Below are 15,944 nucleotides of genomic sequence, written 5' to 3' on the forward strand. Positions count from 1 at the left end.
ACGGGGCCATCGGCTTTTTTTGTCTCCGGAAGATGCCCTCCCGGAGACGGTTTTCCCCTTCCCTGGAGCCCCCATGGCCCGTTCCCCAAGTGAGACCCTCGACCTGCCGGTCCTGCCGCTGCGCGACGTAGTGGTATTCCCGCACATGGTCATCCCCCTGTTCGTCGGCCGCGACAAGTCCATGCATGCGCTGGAACAGGCAATGGAAGCGGACAAGCGCATCCTGCTGCTGGCGCAGAAGTCGGCCGAGACCGATGACCCGCAGGCCGCCGACCTCTATCAGGTCGGCACCCTGGCGCAGGTCCTGCAACTGCTGAAGCTGCCCGACGGCACCATCAAGGTGCTGGTCGAAGGCCTGTCGCGCGTGCAGGTGACCAGCGTCAGCGAACGTGATGGCTCGCTGCACGGCCAGGCCGTCGAAATCGAGGTCACCGACGCACGCGAGCCGCGCGAGATCGAGGCCATCGCCCGCTCGCTGATGTCGCTGTTCGAGCAGTACGTCAAGACCAACCGCAAGCTGCCGCCGGAGCTGCTGCAGACCCTGGCCGGCATCGACGAGCCGACGCGCCTGGCTGACACCATCGCCGCGCATATCAGCGTGCGCTTGTCGGACAAGCAGCGCCTGCTGGAAACGCTGGCCGTGGGCGAACGCCTGGAGATGCTGGTCGGTCTGGTCGATGGCGAGATCGACGTGCAGCAGATGGAAAAGCGCATCCGCGGCCGCGTGAAGTCGCAGATGGAAAAGAGCCAGCGCGAGTACTACCTCAACGAACAGATGAAGGCCATCCAGAAGGAACTGGGTGACCTCGACGACGCGCCGGGCGAACTGGAAGAGCTGGCCCGCAAGATCGCCGAAGCGGGCATGCCCAAGCCGGTGGAAACCAAGGCACGCAACGAGCTCAACAAGCTCAAGCAGATGTCGCCGATGTCTGCCGAAGCGGCGGTCGTGCGCAACTATCTGGAGTGGCTGCTGGGCGTGCCGTGGAAGAAGCGCAGCAAGGTGCGCAAGGACCTGAAGGCCGCGCAGGACACCCTCGATGCCGATCACTACGGCCTGGAGAAGGTCAAGGAACGCATCCTTGAATACCTGGCGGTGCAGTCGCGGGTGAAGCAGATGAAGGGCCCGATCCTGTGCCTGGTCGGGCCGCCGGGCGTGGGCAAGACCTCGCTGGGCCAGTCCATCGCCAAGGCGACCAACCGCAAGTTCGTGCGCATGTCACTGGGTGGCGTGCGCGACGAAGCCGAGATCCGTGGCCACCGTCGCACGTACGTCGGTTCGATGCCGGGCCGCATCGTGCAGAACCTCAACAAGGTCGGCAGCAAGAACCCGCTGTTCGTGCTGGACGAGATCGACAAGATGTCGATGGACTTCCGCGGCGATCCGTCTTCGGCGTTGCTGGAAGTGCTCGACCCCGAGCAGAACAACGCATTCAACGACCACTACCTGGAAGTGGACCTGGACCTGTCCGAAGTGATGTTCGTGGCCACCTCGAACTCGCTCAACATTCCGGGCCCGCTGCTGGACCGCATGGAAGTGATCCGCATCCCCGGCTACACCGAGGATGAGAAGCTCAACATCGCCACCCGTTACCTGGCTCCCAAGCAGATCAAGGCCAACGGCCTGAAGCCGGAAGAGCTGGAGATCGGCAGCGATGCGATCCAGGACATCGTGCGCTACTACACGCGCGAATCCGGCGTGCGCAACCTGGAGCGCGAGATCGCCAAGATCTGCCGCAAGGTAGTGAAGGAGATCGCGCTGGGTGGACCGCAGCCAGTGGCAAAGGTGAAGAAGAGCGCGCGCAAGTCCAAGGCGCTGGTGAGCGTGTCGAGCAAGAACCTGGACAAGTACCTGGGCGTGCGTCGCTTCGACTTCGGCCGTGCCGAAGAAGAGAACGAAATCGGCCTGGTCACGGGCCTGGCGTGGACCGAAGTCGGTGGCGATCTGCTGCAGATCGAATCGACGCTGGTACCGGGCAAGGGCCAGCTGATCCTGACCGGCCAGCTCGGCAACGTGATGAAGGAGTCGGCGTCGGCGGCGTTGTCGGTGGTGCGTTCGCGTGCGGTCGGCTTCGGTATCGATCCGGAGTTCCTGCAGAAGCACGACGTGCATCTGCATGTACCCGATGGTGCGACGCCGAAGGATGGCCCCAGTGCCGGTGCGGCAATGGTGACCTCGCTGGTGTCGATGTTGACCAAGGTGGCCGTGCGCGCCGATGTGGCGATGACCGGCGAAATCACCCTGCGTGGTCGCGTCACTGCGATCGGCGGCCTGAAGGAGAAGTTGTTGGCGGCACTGCGCGGCGGAATCCGCACGGTGATCATCCCCGATGAGAACCGCAAGGATCTTGCCGACATTCCCGCCAACGTCACCCGCGATCTGGAGATCGTGCCGGTGAAGTACATCGAGGAAGTGCTTGATCTGGCCCTGGAACGTCCGCTGGCACCGAAGAAGACGCGCAAGAGTGCGCAGCGCGTCACGGTGCGCAGCAAGGTCAAACCGAGTGGAAACGCCCGCGTCAAGCATTGATGCGTCCTGTCGAAATGCCTGAAACCCGCGTCGTTGCTGGCTTTCCAGCTTGCGTGGGGGTAGGGCCGCTGGTATAAAAGCAGCACTCGCGAATGAGTGATCGCAGTCAGCGCTCACTGAATTCGGCGAACCGTTTCCACATGGCAACCGCATGCAGACGTCGTGCGGTTGCTTCCCTGTCGAATACGCGGAACCCACCGCCAAAGGAGTTGTAAAGAATGAACAAGACCGAATTGATCGATGCCGTTGCTGAAGCTGCCGACCTGACCAAGGCCGAGTCCAGCCGCGCTGTCGATGCCGTCGTTGCTGCCGTCACCAAGGCGCTGAAGGACGGCGATGCGGTCACCCTGGTCGGCTTCGGTACCTTCCAGGTCCGCGACCGTGCTGCCCGCACCGGCCGCAACCCGAAGACCGGCGACACCATCAAGATCGCTGCTTCGAAGAATCCGTCGTTCAAGGCTGGTAAGGCCCTGAAGGATGCTGTAAACTAAGCGGCTCGCTGGGGTGCTTAGCTCAGCGGTAGAGCGTCTCCTTTACACGGAGAGGGTCGGGGGTTCGAAACCCTCAGCACCCACCACAGCACCGCGGTAAGTTTGAAATGTGGAGCGGTAGTTCAGCTGGTTAGAATGCTGGCCTGTCACGCCGGAGGTCGCGGGTTCGAGTCCCGTCCGCTCCGCCATTTTCAACGAGGCCCCCGGCCGAAAAGCTGGGGGCCTTGTTTTCTCTCCAGCCACCCGGTTGCAGAGAAAACAAAGAGGTCTGCAATACGGAGCGGTAGTTCAGCTGGTTAGAATGCTGGCCTGTCACGCCGGAGGTCGCGGGTTCGAGTCCCGTCCGCTCCGCCATTGCATAACTCTTAAATCCTCGTGAAAAAACTTTGAAAAAAGTGTTCAGCGGGGTAGGTTTTCAGGAAGTCTTCGGATATACTGAGCGCCTGCAAAGTTTCAAGCGCGGAGCGGTAGTTCAGCTGGTTAGAATGCTGGCCTGTCACGCCGGAGGTCGCGGGTTCGAGTCCCGTCCGCTCCGCCAACTCTAAGAGCCCTCGACGCAAGTCGGGGGCTTTTTCTTTGCGTCGTTTTCATCTTTTGATGGGCGCGTTCGTGTCGATCGCCTGGCCAGAATGGCGCCAGACCCCGTCGCCACTGCTTTTGGTCCACGCCGCGAAGCGGGTTACACTGCCGGGCTCGCCAATCAAGCCTTGTGATTCCTCACCATGCTGCAGAAACTCCGCGACAAGACCTCAGGCTGGATCGTCACCGTGATCCTGGGGCTGCTGATGATTCCGTTCCTGTTCGTCATCGACAACAGCTACCTCGGTGGCGTCGGCGCACAGAACGTCGCCAAGGTTTCGGCACCGCCGACCTGGTGGCGCTCGGCACCGTCCTGGTGGCCGGTGCGCATGATGTGGCAGCACCATGAGATCAGCGCACAGGACTTCCGCACCCGTTTCGAGCAGGAACGCATGCGCGAACGCCAGCAGCAGGGCGAGAACTTCGACCCGCGCGCGTTCGAAAGCACCGAGAACAAACTGGCCGTGCTCGACCAGTTGATCGACGAGCAGGTCGTGCGCCTGGTCGGTGAGCAGGCCGGTGTCGTGATTGGCGACGGCGCTGTGCGCGAGTACATCACCACCATTCCGGACTTCCTGGGCACCGACGGCAAGTTCAGCGAAAGCAATTACCGCCTGGCCCTGGCCGGTGGCAATCCGCCGCGCACGCCGACCCAGTTCCAGGAACTGGTGCGTGAGAGCCTGCAGCAGTCGGTGATCCCGTCAGGCCTGCAGAATTCCGGCTTTGTCACCCAGGCCGAGACCGAGCGTCTGTTGAAGCTGCTGGGCGAAACCCGCGATGTGGAACTGGCCGCGCTGCCGGAAGTCCCGGCTGATACCGCGCCGGTGACCGACGCGCAGATCAAGCAGTGGTACGACAGCCATGGCAAGGATTTCCGCCAGGCCGAATCGGTGTCGCTTGAATATGTCGAGCTCAATGGTGCGAACCTGCCGGCGCCGACCGCGGCCGACGAGGCGACCCTGCGCAAGCGCTATGAAGACGAGAAGGCCAAGTTCACCACGCCGGAACAGCGCCAGGCGGCGCACATCCTGATCACCGGCGAAGGCGCCGAAGCCAAGGCCGCCAAGCTGGCTGTCGAAGCAAAGGCCGCTGGTGCCGACTTTGCCGCGCTGGCCAAGGCGAACTCGGAGGATCCCGGTTCCAAGGCACAGGGCGGTGACCTGGGTTGGGTCGAACGTGGCGCGATGGTCAAGCCGTTTGAAGACGCACTGTTTGCCGCCAAGGCGGGTGAGGTGATCGGCCCGGTCAAGACCGACTTCGGTTACCACATCATCAAGGTTGCTGCGGTTCGTGGCGGCGAGGGCAAGTCGTTCGAAGAAGTGCGTGACACCCTGGCAGCCGAGCAACTGAAGGCCGACGGTGAGCGTGGCTTCAATGATCTGGCAGGCCGCTTGGTCGATGCCATCAACAAGAGCCCGAGCGACCTGGCCGCAGCCGCCAAGGCGGTCGGCCTGTCGATGCAGACGCTGGGCCCGATCACGCGCACCACCGCCACCGGCATTGCCGCTGATCCGGCCGTGCTGCGTGCTGCCTTCTCCGACGTCCTGGTGCAGGACGGTACCGCCAGCGATCCGATCGCCCTGGGTGGCAGCAGCAACCACAGCGTGGTCATCCGTGTTGCCGCGCATACCCCGGAGCAGGCGCTGCCGCTGGACAAGGCGCGTGAGCAGGTGATCGCCGCGATCCGTGCCGACCGCCAGCGCCAGGCCGGTGACAAGGCTGCTGATGCCCTGCTGGCCAAGCTGAAGGCGGGCGCGACCCTGCAGTCGCTGGCCGCCAGCGAGAAGCTGCAGCTGAGCCCGATGCCGGGCCTGCCGCGCAGCCAGCCGGTGCCGACCCCGGAGATCAACCGCGCGATTTTCAGCGCGCCGCTGCCTGCCGAAGGCAAGCCGAGCTACGGCAAGGTCGATGTCAACGGCCATGCGCTGGTCTTCGCGGTGAACAAGGTCAACCCGGGCGACATCAAGGAAGTGACCGCCGAACAGCAGAAGCAGCTGAAGGACCAGCTGAGCCAGATCGACGGCATGGCTGCGGCCAAGGCCTACATCGAGGCGATGCGCAAGAAGTTCTTGATCCAGACCACCGAAGCGAACCTGTAAGCCCTCTGGCGAGCAGGAACGAAAAGGCCCGGCGTTGCCGGGCCTTTTTTGTTGTCGCAACCTCGATCAAACCGTGACCCGAGCAATGAGTGCCGACCAAGGTCGGCCGCTACCAGAAGCGAAGCAACCCGCGCCTGCTCCCGCTCTTCATCTTCTGATCCGTGGGGGGCCACCGGAAACTGTCTGCGGCCGGGCAGGTGGGCTGCGCAGGGGCGTGAGCCGCATGGATGCGGCGACAGAGCTTGCAGGGATGTACTTGCAGCGGCCCCTGCGCAGCTCATCTGCCTGACCGCACACAAGCGATCCAGGCACCGCGAGGGGCTCCGCCGTTGGCCGGAAACCGCGCGGCAGCGCCGCGCCGGACTCAGTCTTCGACGCGTAGTACCGCGCCTGGCTTCAGCACGCTGCTGCCGCTCAAGCCGTTCAGCGACAACAGTGCCTTCACCGGCATGCCGTAGCGACGGGCGATGGTCCATGCCGATTCGCCGTTGCGCACGGTGTGGCGACGGTTGCGTGGGCGATCAGCAGCCGACGCGACCACCTTTGCCACCTGCGGGCTCGGCGCCGCGCTGGTGGTGCTGGCCAGTGCGGTGGCAACGGCCGTGCTGGCGATGTCGGCAACGTTCGCGTTGGACGCTGAGACCGGGGCCAGTACACGGGCCGTGCCCGACGGACGGTTGCCGGCGGCCAGTGCCGGATTCAAGCGGGCGATCTTCGCCGGGTCCAGGGCGCGCTGTGCGGCCCACTGCTGGACGCTGGTGCCCGCCGGCAGGGTGTGGTCCTTCAGCACCGGTACGGTGCGGTCCAGCGAGGCCATCACGCCCGGCTGGTCTTCCACGTCTTCCAGTACGCAGGCCAGGGCATGCAGCTTTTCGACGTAGGCGTGGGTGACCGGCGACAGCCCGGGCAGGCCGGCCGGCTTGGCGTTCTGCGCGTTCATGCCGGCCTTGCGCATGGACTGCAGCACGCGGTACTCGCCGGCGTTGTAGGCCATGGTGGCCAGGCGCCAGTCACCGCCGAACATGCCATGCAGGGTCTTCAGGTAGCGCACGGCGGCCTGGGTGGACTCCACTGCAGACAGCCGGCCGTCGTAGTTGTTGCTCATCGGCACGCGATGGTTGCGTGCGGTAGTGGCGATGAACTGCCACAGGCCGGTCGGACCGCTGCCGTTGCGGGCATTGGGCCGGTAGCCGCTTTCGACGAACGGAATCAGGGCGAACTCGGTGGGCAGGTTGGCCTTGCGCAGCTCTTCGACCACATAGCCGAACAGCACCAGCGCGTCGTCATCCTGGTTGGCCAGCCGCGAAGGGGCATGGGCGAACTGCTTCTGCCAGCGCGGGCTGGTCGCCTCGGCGTCGCAGGTCGGTTCAGCCAGTCCGTCGCGGAAGCTGGAGAAGATCTCCTGGCCGTTGCGTACCGATGCGGCCGGCAGCGTCGACGGATCCAACGGCAGGGCCGAGGCGGCGGTCAGGTTCTGGCTGATGCCGGCGCCCAGCGATTGTGCGCCGGCAGTTCCGGCCAACCCCAGGACGAGACCCAAGGCCAGCGGCAGACTTCGGCGACTCATGCGCGGAAGCCGTCTTTCCAGTGCCGGAGACCGGCCATGACGTCGACGTCGTCCACGACCTCGCGCCCCAGGTGCGCCGACACGGCCGCGCGGATGGGCGCAGTGTGGGTACGCAGGAACGGATTACAGGCAATTTCATCGGCCAGGGATACTGGCAGGGTGGAACGGTCATCGCGGCGCATGGCCAAAGCCTCCTCTTGGCGCTGCAACAAGGCAGCGTTGGCGGGGTCGACATGCCGCGCGAAGACGGCATTTGACACGGTGTACTCGTGAGCGCAACACAGCATCAGTTGCGCGGGCAGGGCACCCAGCTTGCGCATCGATGCCAGCAGCTGGGACGGCGTACCTTCGAACAGGCGTCCACAGCCCAGGCTGAACAACGAATCTCCGCTGAAAAGCTGTTCAGCGGTGTGAAACGCGATGTGGCTGCGGGTGTGCCCGGGGACGGATAGTACGTGGAACATCTGGCCCAGTGCCTGAACACGTTCACCTTCGCCGACCCGCTCGGTGGCCATCGGGATGCGCTCATCGACTGGGGCGACTACGCGCACGCCGGGGAAACGCGACTGCAGCGACGGTACCCCACCGATGTGATCGTCGTGGTGATGGGTGAGCAGGATGGTGTCCACGCGCACGCCTTGGGCGGCCAGCGCCAGTACCGGCGCAGCATCGCCGGGATCGACGACCACGGCAGCACCGTCGTCGGCGATCAGCATCCAGATGTAATTGTCCGCAAATGCGGGCAGGGCAGTCAGTCGCATAGAATTGGACCATGCCCGCGCTGCAGAGCACCCGTCAAGCGAGCCAGGCCCCGTGGTTCGACAGCGAACCGGCGGAGGCCTTGCGCGTGCTCGAACGGCAACTGCTGCTGCCACAGCTGTCGCTGCTGCCGGCCCGGCCCTGGTTGTGGATCGCTCCCAGCGCCGCCTGGCTGGCTGATGCGCAGCTGGGTGGGCGTGGCCTGCGCCTGCACCGCCAGGGCAATGGTTACGCCGGCGATACCCGCTGCGCACTGCCGTTGCCGCTGCCCAACGAGAGCGTCAACGCCATCGTGCTGCAGCATGTGACCGTCGGTGATGCCGACCATCTGCTGGACGAATGCGAACGCGTGTTGATGCCCGGCGGCCATCTGTGGCTGACCAGCCTCAATCCGTTCAGCCCGTTCCGCACGCGCTGGCGCCAGCACGGGCTGGCGGTGCGCACGCCGCAGCGGATCCGCCAGCTGCTTGAGCGCCATGGGCTGGAATGCGAGGACACGCGTTACCTGGGGCCGATGTGGCAGGGTGCCGGCAGCCGCCGTCGCGGCGGCTGGGCCCCCCTGCGCGCGGCCTGCCTGTTCCACGCCGAAAAACGCACGCTGGCCCTGCCCGGGCCGACCCCGTTGCCCGTGCGCTGGCACGGCACCGTTGCTACCTGATCTGGAGTTGTATTGAAAACCATCGAAATCCACACCGACGGTTCCTGCCTCGGCAATCCTGGCCCCGGTGGCTGGGCGGCGCTGCTGCGCTACAAGGGGCACGAGCGCGAACTGAGCGGTGGTGAAGCGCATACCACCAACAATCGGATGGAGCTGATGGCGGCCATTTCCGGCCTGGAGTCGTTGACCGAGCCCTGCGAGATCGTCCTCTACACCGATTCGCAGTACGTACGGCAGGGCCTGACCCAGTGGCTGCCGGGCTGGATCCGCAAGAACTGGAAGACCGCCGGCGGTGACCCGGTGAAGAACCGTGAACTGTGGGAGCGCCTGCAGGCAGCCACGCTGCGGCACCAGATCGATTGGCGCTGGGTGAAAGGCCATTCCGGCGATCCGGACAATGAACGCGTGGATACCCTGGCCCGCAACGCCGCGATCCAGATCCGCGACGGCAGCCCGGTAAACTGAGCCCATGCGTCAGATCATCCTTGATACCGAAACCACCGGCCTGGAGTGGAAGAAGGGCAACCGCGTCGTCGAAATCGGCTGCGTCGAGTTGTTCAAGCGCCGCCCGACCGGCAACACCTATCACCAGTACCTGAAGCCGGACTGCGAATTCGAACAGGGCGCGCAGGAAGTCACCGGCCTGACCTTGGAATTCCTGGCCGACAAGCCGGAGTTCGCGCAGGTGGTGGAGGAGTTCCTGGCCTTCATCAATGGCGCCGAGCTGATCATCCACAACGCCGCGTTCGATCTGGGCTTCCTCGACAACGAGCTGTCCCTGCTCGGCGAGCAGTACGGCAAGATCACCGATCGCTGCACGGTGATCGATACCCTGGCGCTGGCGCGCGAGCGTTTCCCGGGCCAACGCAACTCGCTCGATGCGCTGTGCAAGCGGCTGGGCGTGGACAACTCGCACCGCGCCCTGCATGGCGGTCTGCTGGATGCGCAGATCCTGGGCGATGTGTACATCGCGCTGACCTCGGGCCAGGAGGAGATCGGCTTTGGGCTGGGCGATGAGGATGCCGGTGGCGCTGCGGCGTTGCAGGCGTTCGATGCATCCAAGCTGCTGCCGCGCCCGCGCGTGGTGGCCACGCCGTCGGAACAGGAAGCGCATGCGGCGCGCCTGGAGCGGCTGCGCAAGAAGGCCGGCCACGCATTGTGGGACGGCCCGAAGGTGGAAGAAGCCGCGAGCGCGTAAGCGACCGCGGCAGCAACGCATGGCGTGGTGATACGGGTGAAATGCAGCCACGCATGGCGTGGCTCTACTGTAGATCCACGCCATGCGTGGATGCTGCTGCTTAGTGGCAACGCACCAGGATCACGGTGATGTTGTCCGAACCACCGCCGTCGAGGGCGGTGGCGACCAGGCTGTCCACGCATTCCTGGGCGCTGGCATCGTCGAAGGCGAGGGTGCGGGCGATGCCGCGGTCATCCACTTCCTCGGTCAGGCCATCACTGCACAGCAGCAACTGCATGCCTGGCCGCAGCTCGCCGCTGGTGGTTGCCACGTTCAGGTGTGCCGGGTCGGTAACGCCCAGTGCCTGGGTGACCACGTTGCGGTGCGGATGGGCGCGCGCCTGCTCGGCGGTCAGGTTGCCCTGCGCGACCAGCTCCTGCACCACGCTGTGGTCCTGGCTGAGCTGGGCAAGTTGGCCGTCGCGCCACAGATAGGCGCGGCTGTCGCCGACCCAGGCCACTTCGTAGCGGTTGCCCTGCACCCGTGCAGCGACCACGGTGGTGCCCATCGGCAGGCTGTCGTTGCGCCGGCGCGAGGCGCGGATGATCTCTTCGTCGGCCGTGCGGATCGCCTGCGCCAACGGCGCGCCACGGCGGATCTCGCGGACGATGGTCTCGCGCGCCAGCGCGCTGGCTACCTCGCCGCAGGCGTGCCCGCCCATGCCGTCGGCCACCAGCCACAGGGCCAGCTCGCCGTCACCGTAATAGGTGTCCTCGTTGAGCTCGCGGCGCAGGCCGGGGTGGGTGAGATGTCCGAATTCGATCATGGTGGCTGCTGGGAACGGGGTAATGCCGGGGAGAACGGCATCATCACGGCCAAGCGGACATCCGGCAAGCCATGCAGTCAGGAAAATTTCACTTCATCGGGCGTAATGACTTGTCGTCAGCCGCGCTTCCTCGTATGATGCGCGTCCCCGGTTCGCCGGGGAACATCTGGAGAGGTGGCAGAGCGGTTGAATGTACCTGACTCGAAATCAGGCAGGCGTTTATAGCGCCTCGGGGGTTCGAATCCCCCCCTCTCCGCCAGATTAAAAAAGAAGGGCTGCCGAAAGGCAGCCCTTCTTTTTTAATCTGGCGCTGGGATGCGACGATGCTGCGCGCGTCGCCCCAAACGTTGCGATGCAACGTTCGGGCCCCTCCCTTTGCCGGGTTCTCCCCGCGGATGCTCCAGTAGATCCACGCCATGCGTGGATGCCGTTCGCATGCGGCGGGTTACCATGTATGTCATCACCTGCTGGAGCTCTCACGATGACCGCTGAAATCCTCGTCCCCGTTTCATTCGGCGAACTGCTGGACAAGATCTCGATCCTGCAGATCAAGTCCGAGCGCATCAGTGACGAAGGCAAGCTGGCCAACGTGCGCAAGGAGCTGTCCGCGCTGGAAACCACCTGGATGGCGCACCCGGCGGCAGTGAAGGACATCGCCAAGCTGCGTGCCGAGCTGAAGGCGGTCAACGAGCAGCTGTGGGAGATCGAGGACGACATCCGCCTGAAGGACAAGGCGCAGGCCTTCGATCAGGGGTTCATCGACCTGGCGCGCAGCGTGTACCTGCGCAACGACGAACGCGCGCGGATCAAGAAGGCGATCAACCTGGCGCTGGGCTCGGCCTATGTGGAAGAGAAGTCCTACCAGGACTACACGCAGCGCGCGTAATCCCAGGCAGCCCGATGCAGTCGATCCACGCCATGCGTGGATGGAGCCACCGGGCTGCGGGACGGTGCGGACCAGGTGCCGCACCCACCAGGTACCGCCCGGTCCGCCACTCAGCCCAGCTGGTCGGCCACGTAGCGTTCGAACGCGGCAATGCCGTCCTCGACGGTGATCAGCTCCATCACGTCGTCGAATTCGATCTTGGTGCCCCACTTCAGGTCGGCGGCCTGCTTGCCCAGGTACTTGCGCGCCGCGTCGTCGTAGCGGTCCGCGCAGTAGCGGCGGTCCGAGTACGGGCCGCTGCGGTTCGGGTTGCTGGCCGCATGCAGGCCCAGCACCTTGGTGCCCATCGCATTGGCGATGTGCATCGGGCCAGAGTCCGGCGTCATCACCAGGTTGGCGCGGGCCAGCAATGCCGGCAACTGCTTGAGCGTGTCCTTGCCGACCAGATCCAGCGCCGGAACATCCAGCTGGGCCAGGATGGCGTCGGCCATGCTGCGCTCCAGTTCGCTGCGGCCGCCGCACAGCACGATCCGCCAACCGCGAGCGACGGCATGGTTGGCGACCTCGGCATAGCGGTCGGCGTACCAGTTGCGGCGCACGTGGCTGGAGCAGGGCGAGATCATCAGCACCGGCCGGCCATCGTCCTGCCATTGCGCAGCGGCCCAGTCATAGGCTGCCTGCGGCACGGCCAGGTCCCAGCTGACGTCGGTCTGGCGCAGGCCCAGCGGCTCGCAGAAGCTGCCGATGGCATCGAGCACATGGATGCCCGGGCGATCAGCGATACGTTCGTTGATGAAGAGGCCGTGCAGGTCCTTGGAGCGGCTGCGGTCGTAACCGATGCGGCGCTCGGCGGGAATGAAGGCGGACAGCACGTTCGCGCGGAACGCCACCTGCATCTGCAACAGCGCCTCGAAACGCCCGGGCGGCAGCTGCTTGCGCAGTTCCTTCACCCCGGCCATGCCGGTCTTCTTGTCGTAGGCATGGAAGGTGACGCCCGGCAGGCCATCAAGCAGCTTCTGCCCGACCTTGTCGATGATCCAGTGGATCGGCGTGTCCGGGCGCGCGGCCTGCAGGGTGCGCACCAGCGGCACTACGTGGGTCACATCGCCAAGAGCGGACAGGCGCAGAAGACACAAGGAGGAGGACGCTGATGCCATGTGTTGTTAGACTCAAAGGAATGGTCGCATTCGACGCCAATGAAGCGCTGACGCCATGCCGCGAGGGTCGCGGCATCGGGGCCATTCTGTTCGACCGCGAGCGGCTGCGGCAAGCCGACATCGGTCTGTTCTCGCCACAGCACTGGGCCGGCAAGGCCCGGCCGGTGGGTGAGGGCGGCCGCGGCAGTGCCTGGTTCGTGGATGCGCCGTTCGGTCCCAGCGTGCTGCGGCACTACCTGCGCGGGGGGCTGGCGGCCCGGATCAGCCACGACCAGTACATCTGGCGGGGGGCGGACCGGACCCGCAGTTTTGCCGAATTCCGGCTGATGCGCGCACTGCGCGAGAAGAAACTGCCGGTGCCCAGGCCGATTGCCGCCTTCTACATGCGTGAGGGGCTGCGCTACCGCGCCGCGATCCTGATGGAACGGATCGAAGGGGTACGCTCGCTGGCCGACCGCGCACTGGTGGCCGGGCGTGGTGCGCCGTGGGAGGAGACCGGGCGGATGATCGCGCGCTTCCACCGTGCCGGGCTGGACCATGCAGATCTCAATGCACACAACATCCTGTTCGACGGCAACGGCCATGGCTGGCTGATCGACTTCGATCGCGGGGTGATCCGCATCCCGGCCACGGCCTGGCGCGAGCGCAATCTCAAGCGCCTGCTGCGCTCGCTGATCAAGCTGCGCGGCGAACGCAGCGTGGAAGACGTTGAAAAAGACTACGCGCGCCTGCGTCGCGCCTATGACATGGCCTGGAACCGGGGCACCTGATGGACTGGTCGTTGCGTTTCCTCGGCGTCGGCAATGCGTCGGCGGTCGAGCTGGGTTCGCCGATGTCGGTGATCGAGCGTGGTGGACGGCCGTGGCTGACCATCGACTGTGGTGGTGAAGGCCTGACAGCGTTCAAGGCGCACTACGGGCATATGCCGCAGGCGCTGTTCGTCACCCATGTGCACCTGGACCACGTGGCGGGTTTCGAGCGCCTGTTCGTGGACACCTTCTTCAGCGCGCAGCGGCGCGGCAAGGTGCGCCTGTATGTGCCGGCCACGGTGGTGCCGCTGCTGCACAAGCGCATCGGCGATTACCCGAACGTGCTGGCCGAGGGCGGCGCCAACTTCTGGGATGCCTTCCAGCTGATCGTGGTGGGCGATGCGTTCTGGCACGAGGGCGTCCGCCTGGAAGTGTTCCCGGTGCGCCACCACTGGCCGGAGACGGCCTATGGCCTGCGCCTGCAGGGCGCGCTGGCCTGGAGTGGTGATACCCGGCCGATTCCGGAAATGCTGGCGCGCTTTGCCAACGACAATGAACTGATCGCCCACGATTGCGGATTGCATGGCAATCCTTCGCACACCGGGGTGGATGACCTGGAGCGCGAGTACAGCGCCGAGCTGCAGGCAAGGATGATGTTGTACCACTACGCCAGCGTGGCCGATGGCCAGGCTCTTGCCGAACGCGGGCACCGGGTCGCACAGCCGGGCCAGTGCGTTGTGCTGGCCACGCCGACTGCCCCGCACGTACTGGTGCAGGATCCGCCGTGAGCAACGCTGGCCACGCCGCAAGGCCGGCGCTGGCTGCCGAGCTGGAGCGGCTGGAACGCGCACTGCACTCCCCGCAGGTGCGCGCAGATCATCAGCGCCTGGCGGCATTGCTGGATGAGGATTTCAGCGAGATCGGCAGCTCCGGCCAGTGCTACGGCCGTGAAGCCGCGCTGGAAGAGATCCCGCTGGAGCGTGCGCAGGTGGTGATCGAGTCGGATCAGTACACCGTGTGGATGCTGGCAGAGGGCCTGGCCCAGGTGCGTTACCGCAGTCGCTATCACGTCGATGGCCAACCACAGCGCTGGGTGCTGCGCAGCTCGCTGTGGCGTCTGCATCCAACGGGCTGGCGGCTGCTGTTCCATCAGGGGACGCCCGAGCCACGGTAGCGCCGGGCCACACCCGGCGAAGGGCGCCAACCAGGGTTGGCATCCATCAGGGGCGGGGTATCGCCTGAAAAGGCGGTGGCCCCGCCGGCTGACCTCGGCGCCCGCGTCGATCGATACCGTTGCTGCCTTCCGGCCCTGGCGGAGTTTTCGACCTAGCGTCGCGAGGGGCCGACGGGGCCACCATAGAGACGTTGGCCGCCCGGAGGCGGCCGATTCACGGATCAGGGGAAGCAGCGCGTCGTGCGCCGGAAACCACGGCCGGACTGCGCATCAGTTGACCGATGGCAGGCGCACATTCTAGCGCAGGCATGGGTGCTGACGCCAGCTTCACGCGCTGAATCCGATGTAACCCGTTGGCTGCGGCATCGGCCCGGGGCTGCCGCCGTTGCTAGAATCCGGGCGCAGGAGGAACGACCTCCCCCACATCGGGATTGAATGACCAGGACGGCCTGGCCCTACCATCGGAGGGCTGTCATGGCCTGGATCTATCTGTTGTTTGCCGGCCTGCTGGAAATCGTCTGGGCCGTGTCGATGAAGCAGTCTGAAGGCTTCACCAAACTCACCCCCACCGCCATCACCATCGTCGGCATGATCGCCAGCTTCTGGTTGCTGGCCGTCGCCATGCGCAGCCTGCCGCTGGGCACCGCCTACACGATCTGGACCGGCATCGGTGCGGTCGGCGCCTTCGTGGTCGGCATCGTGTTCCTGGGCGAGCAGGTCAGCCCGATGCGGATTGGCGCAGCGGTGCTTATCGTCGCCGGCCTGGTGCTGATGAAACTCTCCAGCAGTTGAGGCCGGGCATGGGTGCGGCGGGAGGCTACAGCACCCGCTCCATCTCCACGGCGTCGATCCCGGCGCCGTGGCCGTCGGCCACCACGCGTACCACCCGGAAGCCGAGGCCGGCATAGAAGCCCTGTGTGTGCTGGCTGGTGCTGAGCGTGATGCGCTGGATCGACGGGTCTGCTGCAGCCTGGTGCAAGCGGGCCACTGCCAGCGCGCGTCCCAGCCCCTGTCTGTGGCGACCTCGTTCAACCATGCCCCAGCAGAAGCTGGCGCGGCCTTCGCCGCAGTTCCAGAGGCCGCCACAGGCCACCACCTGGCCCTCGACTTCGATCACCTGGAATGCGCACTGCGCGGCGTGTTCTTGCAGGAAGCGCTCGAAGTCACCTCGCTCCTGGGGGGCGAAGTAGGTGGGCACGTTGCTGTCGAAGATCGACAGGCAGGCGGTGATATCGCTGCAGCGGTAGGCACGGGGTGTCATGAAGGAACGTCATCGTGGTGGCGCACTCATTGTG

Annotated in this window: 16 protein-coding genes, 5 tRNA genes and 1 other RNA gene; 16 read left to right on the forward strand and 6 right to left on the reverse strand. The window is 65.4% G+C overall.

From position 1 onward, the window contains the following. Positions 1-73: 73 nt before the first annotated feature. From lon to WKB25_RS14425, 7 genes are all read left to right on the forward strand, one after another. The gene (lon, locus tag WKB25_RS14395) at positions 74-2,527 is read left to right on the forward strand and encodes an endopeptidase La (RefSeq protein ID WP_340571345.1); all 2,454 of its coding nucleotides are present in this window, start codon (positions 74-76) and stop codon (positions 2,525-2,527) included. A 218-nt stretch (positions 2,528-2,745) separates the two neighbouring features. Further along, positions 2,746-3,018, forward strand: a complete 273-nt coding sequence (locus WKB25_RS14400; protein WP_004146343.1) for an HU family DNA-binding protein — start codon at positions 2,746-2,748, stop codon at positions 3,016-3,018. Positions 3,019-3,029: 11 nt separating this feature from the next. Then, positions 3,030-3,104: transfer RNA gene (locus WKB25_RS14405), tRNA-Val, on the forward strand. Positions 3,105-3,129: 25 nt separating this feature from the next. Then, positions 3,130-3,206: transfer RNA gene (locus tag WKB25_RS14410), tRNA-Asp, on the forward strand. Positions 3,207-3,295: 89 nt separating this feature from the next. Then, a tRNA-Asp gene (locus WKB25_RS14415) sits at positions 3,296-3,372 on the forward strand. A gap of 107 nt (positions 3,373-3,479) precedes the next feature. After that, positions 3,480-3,556, forward strand: a tRNA-Asp gene (locus WKB25_RS14420). Between the two features lie 184 nt (positions 3,557-3,740). Then, positions 3,741-5,696: a peptidyl-prolyl cis-trans isomerase gene (locus tag WKB25_RS14425; protein WP_340571348.1), complete on the forward strand. Its 1,956-nt coding sequence runs from the start codon at positions 3,741-3,743 to the stop codon at positions 5,694-5,696. Between the two features lie 364 nt (positions 5,697-6,060). Here the strand turns inward: WKB25_RS14425 and WKB25_RS14430 are convergent, their stop codons facing one another. Both WKB25_RS14430 and gloB read right to left on the reverse strand, forming a co-directional pair. Continuing rightward, positions 6,061-7,263, reverse strand: a complete 1,203-nt coding sequence (locus tag WKB25_RS14430; RefSeq protein WP_340571349.1) for a transglycosylase SLT domain-containing protein — start codon at positions 7,261-7,263, stop codon at positions 6,061-6,063. Then, the gene (gene gloB, locus WKB25_RS14435) at positions 7,260-8,024 is read right to left on the reverse strand and encodes a hydroxyacylglutathione hydrolase (protein WP_340571350.1); all 765 of its coding nucleotides are present in this window, start codon (positions 8,022-8,024) and stop codon (positions 7,260-7,262) included. The genes WKB25_RS14430 and gloB overlap by 4 nt, the downstream gene beginning before the upstream one ends. 11 nt (positions 8,025-8,035) lie before the next feature. Here gloB and WKB25_RS14440 point away from each other — a divergent pair, with 11 nt between their 5' ends. Genes WKB25_RS14440 through dnaQ form a run of 3 tightly spaced genes read left to right on the forward strand, consistent with a single transcriptional unit; the run spans position 8,036 to position 9,878 of the window. Next, the gene (locus tag WKB25_RS14440) at positions 8,036-8,680 is read left to right on the forward strand and encodes a hypothetical protein (RefSeq protein ID WP_340571352.1); all 645 of its coding nucleotides are present in this window, start codon (positions 8,036-8,038) and stop codon (positions 8,678-8,680) included. Positions 8,681-8,692: 12 nt separating this feature from the next. After that, on the forward strand, positions 8,693-9,145 hold the full coding sequence (gene rnhA / locus WKB25_RS14445; RefSeq protein WP_025878155.1) for a ribonuclease HI: 453 nt from the start codon (positions 8,693-8,695) through the stop codon (positions 9,143-9,145). Between the two features lie 4 nt (positions 9,146-9,149). Continuing rightward, positions 9,150-9,878: a DNA polymerase III subunit epsilon gene (dnaQ, locus tag WKB25_RS14450; RefSeq protein WP_340571354.1), complete on the forward strand. Its 729-nt coding sequence runs from the start codon at positions 9,150-9,152 to the stop codon at positions 9,876-9,878. 100 nt (positions 9,879-9,978) lie between these two features. On the opposite strand, the gene WKB25_RS14455 is transcribed toward dnaQ, so the two are convergent. Further along, positions 9,979-10,683 (reverse strand): protein phosphatase 2C domain-containing protein, encoded by a 705-nt coding sequence (locus WKB25_RS14455; protein WP_099819184.1) that lies wholly within the window; start codon positions 10,681-10,683, stop codon positions 9,979-9,981. 168 nt (positions 10,684-10,851) lie between these two features. On the opposite strand from WKB25_RS14455, the gene WKB25_RS14460 reads away from it, so the two are divergent. Together WKB25_RS14460 and WKB25_RS14465 are read left to right on the forward strand one after the other, a co-directional pair. After that, a tRNA-Ser gene (locus tag WKB25_RS14460) sits at positions 10,852-10,942 on the forward strand. A 222-nt stretch (positions 10,943-11,164) separates the two neighbouring features. Next, positions 11,165-11,569, forward strand: a complete 405-nt coding sequence (locus WKB25_RS14465) for a DUF6165 family protein (protein ID WP_032977378.1) — start codon at positions 11,165-11,167, stop codon at positions 11,567-11,569. A 110-nt stretch (positions 11,570-11,679) separates the two neighbouring features. On the opposite strand, the gene WKB25_RS14470 is transcribed toward WKB25_RS14465, so the two are convergent. Next, a complete protein-coding gene (locus tag WKB25_RS14470; protein WP_340571356.1) occupies positions 11,680-12,726 on the reverse strand; it encodes a glycosyltransferase family 9 protein in 1,047 nt (348 codons plus the stop codon). Between the two features lie 20 nt (positions 12,727-12,746). Here WKB25_RS14470 and WKB25_RS14475 point away from each other — a divergent pair, with 20 nt between their 5' ends. The 3 genes from WKB25_RS14475 to WKB25_RS14485 are packed head-to-tail and all read left to right on the forward strand — an operon-like array spanning position 12,747 to position 14,649. Continuing rightward, positions 12,747-13,496, forward strand: coding sequence for a 3-deoxy-D-manno-octulosonic acid kinase (locus WKB25_RS14475; protein WP_089239126.1), 750 nt, complete (start codon positions 12,747-12,749; stop codon positions 13,494-13,496). Next, positions 13,496-14,263 carry an MBL fold metallo-hydrolase gene (locus WKB25_RS14480; RefSeq protein ID WP_340571358.1) on the forward strand — a complete coding sequence of 256 codons (768 nt, stop codon included), beginning with the start codon at positions 13,496-13,498 and terminating at the stop codon, positions 14,261-14,263. Before WKB25_RS14475 ends, WKB25_RS14480 begins: the two co-directional genes overlap by 1 nt. After that, complete coding sequence (locus tag WKB25_RS14485) at positions 14,260-14,649, forward strand: nuclear transport factor 2 family protein (RefSeq protein WP_340571359.1); 390 nt, start codon at positions 14,260-14,262, stop codon at positions 14,647-14,649. Before WKB25_RS14480 ends, WKB25_RS14485 begins: the two co-directional genes overlap by 4 nt. 78 nt (positions 14,650-14,727) lie before the next feature. Here the strand turns inward: WKB25_RS14485 and ffs are convergent. Then, an RNA gene (ffs, locus tag WKB25_RS14490) (signal recognition particle sRNA small type) lies at positions 14,728-14,824 on the reverse strand. Between the two features lie 299 nt (positions 14,825-15,123). Here ffs and sugE point away from each other — a divergent pair. After that, positions 15,124-15,441, forward strand: coding sequence for a quaternary ammonium compound efflux SMR transporter SugE (gene sugE, locus WKB25_RS14495; RefSeq protein ID WP_208082509.1), 318 nt, complete (start codon positions 15,124-15,126; stop codon positions 15,439-15,441). Between the two features lie 25 nt (positions 15,442-15,466). Here the strand turns inward: sugE and WKB25_RS14500 are convergent, their stop codons facing one another. After that, positions 15,467-15,910: a GNAT family N-acetyltransferase gene (locus tag WKB25_RS14500; RefSeq protein WP_340571360.1), complete on the reverse strand. Its 444-nt coding sequence runs from the start codon at positions 15,908-15,910 to the stop codon at positions 15,467-15,469. Between the last annotated feature and the right edge of the window lie 34 nt (positions 15,911-15,944).

Source organism: Stenotrophomonas sp. G106K1, assembly GCF_037969685.1.
Classification (GTDB): Bacteria; Pseudomonadota; Gammaproteobacteria; order Xanthomonadales; family Xanthomonadaceae; genus Stenotrophomonas; species Stenotrophomonas lactitubi.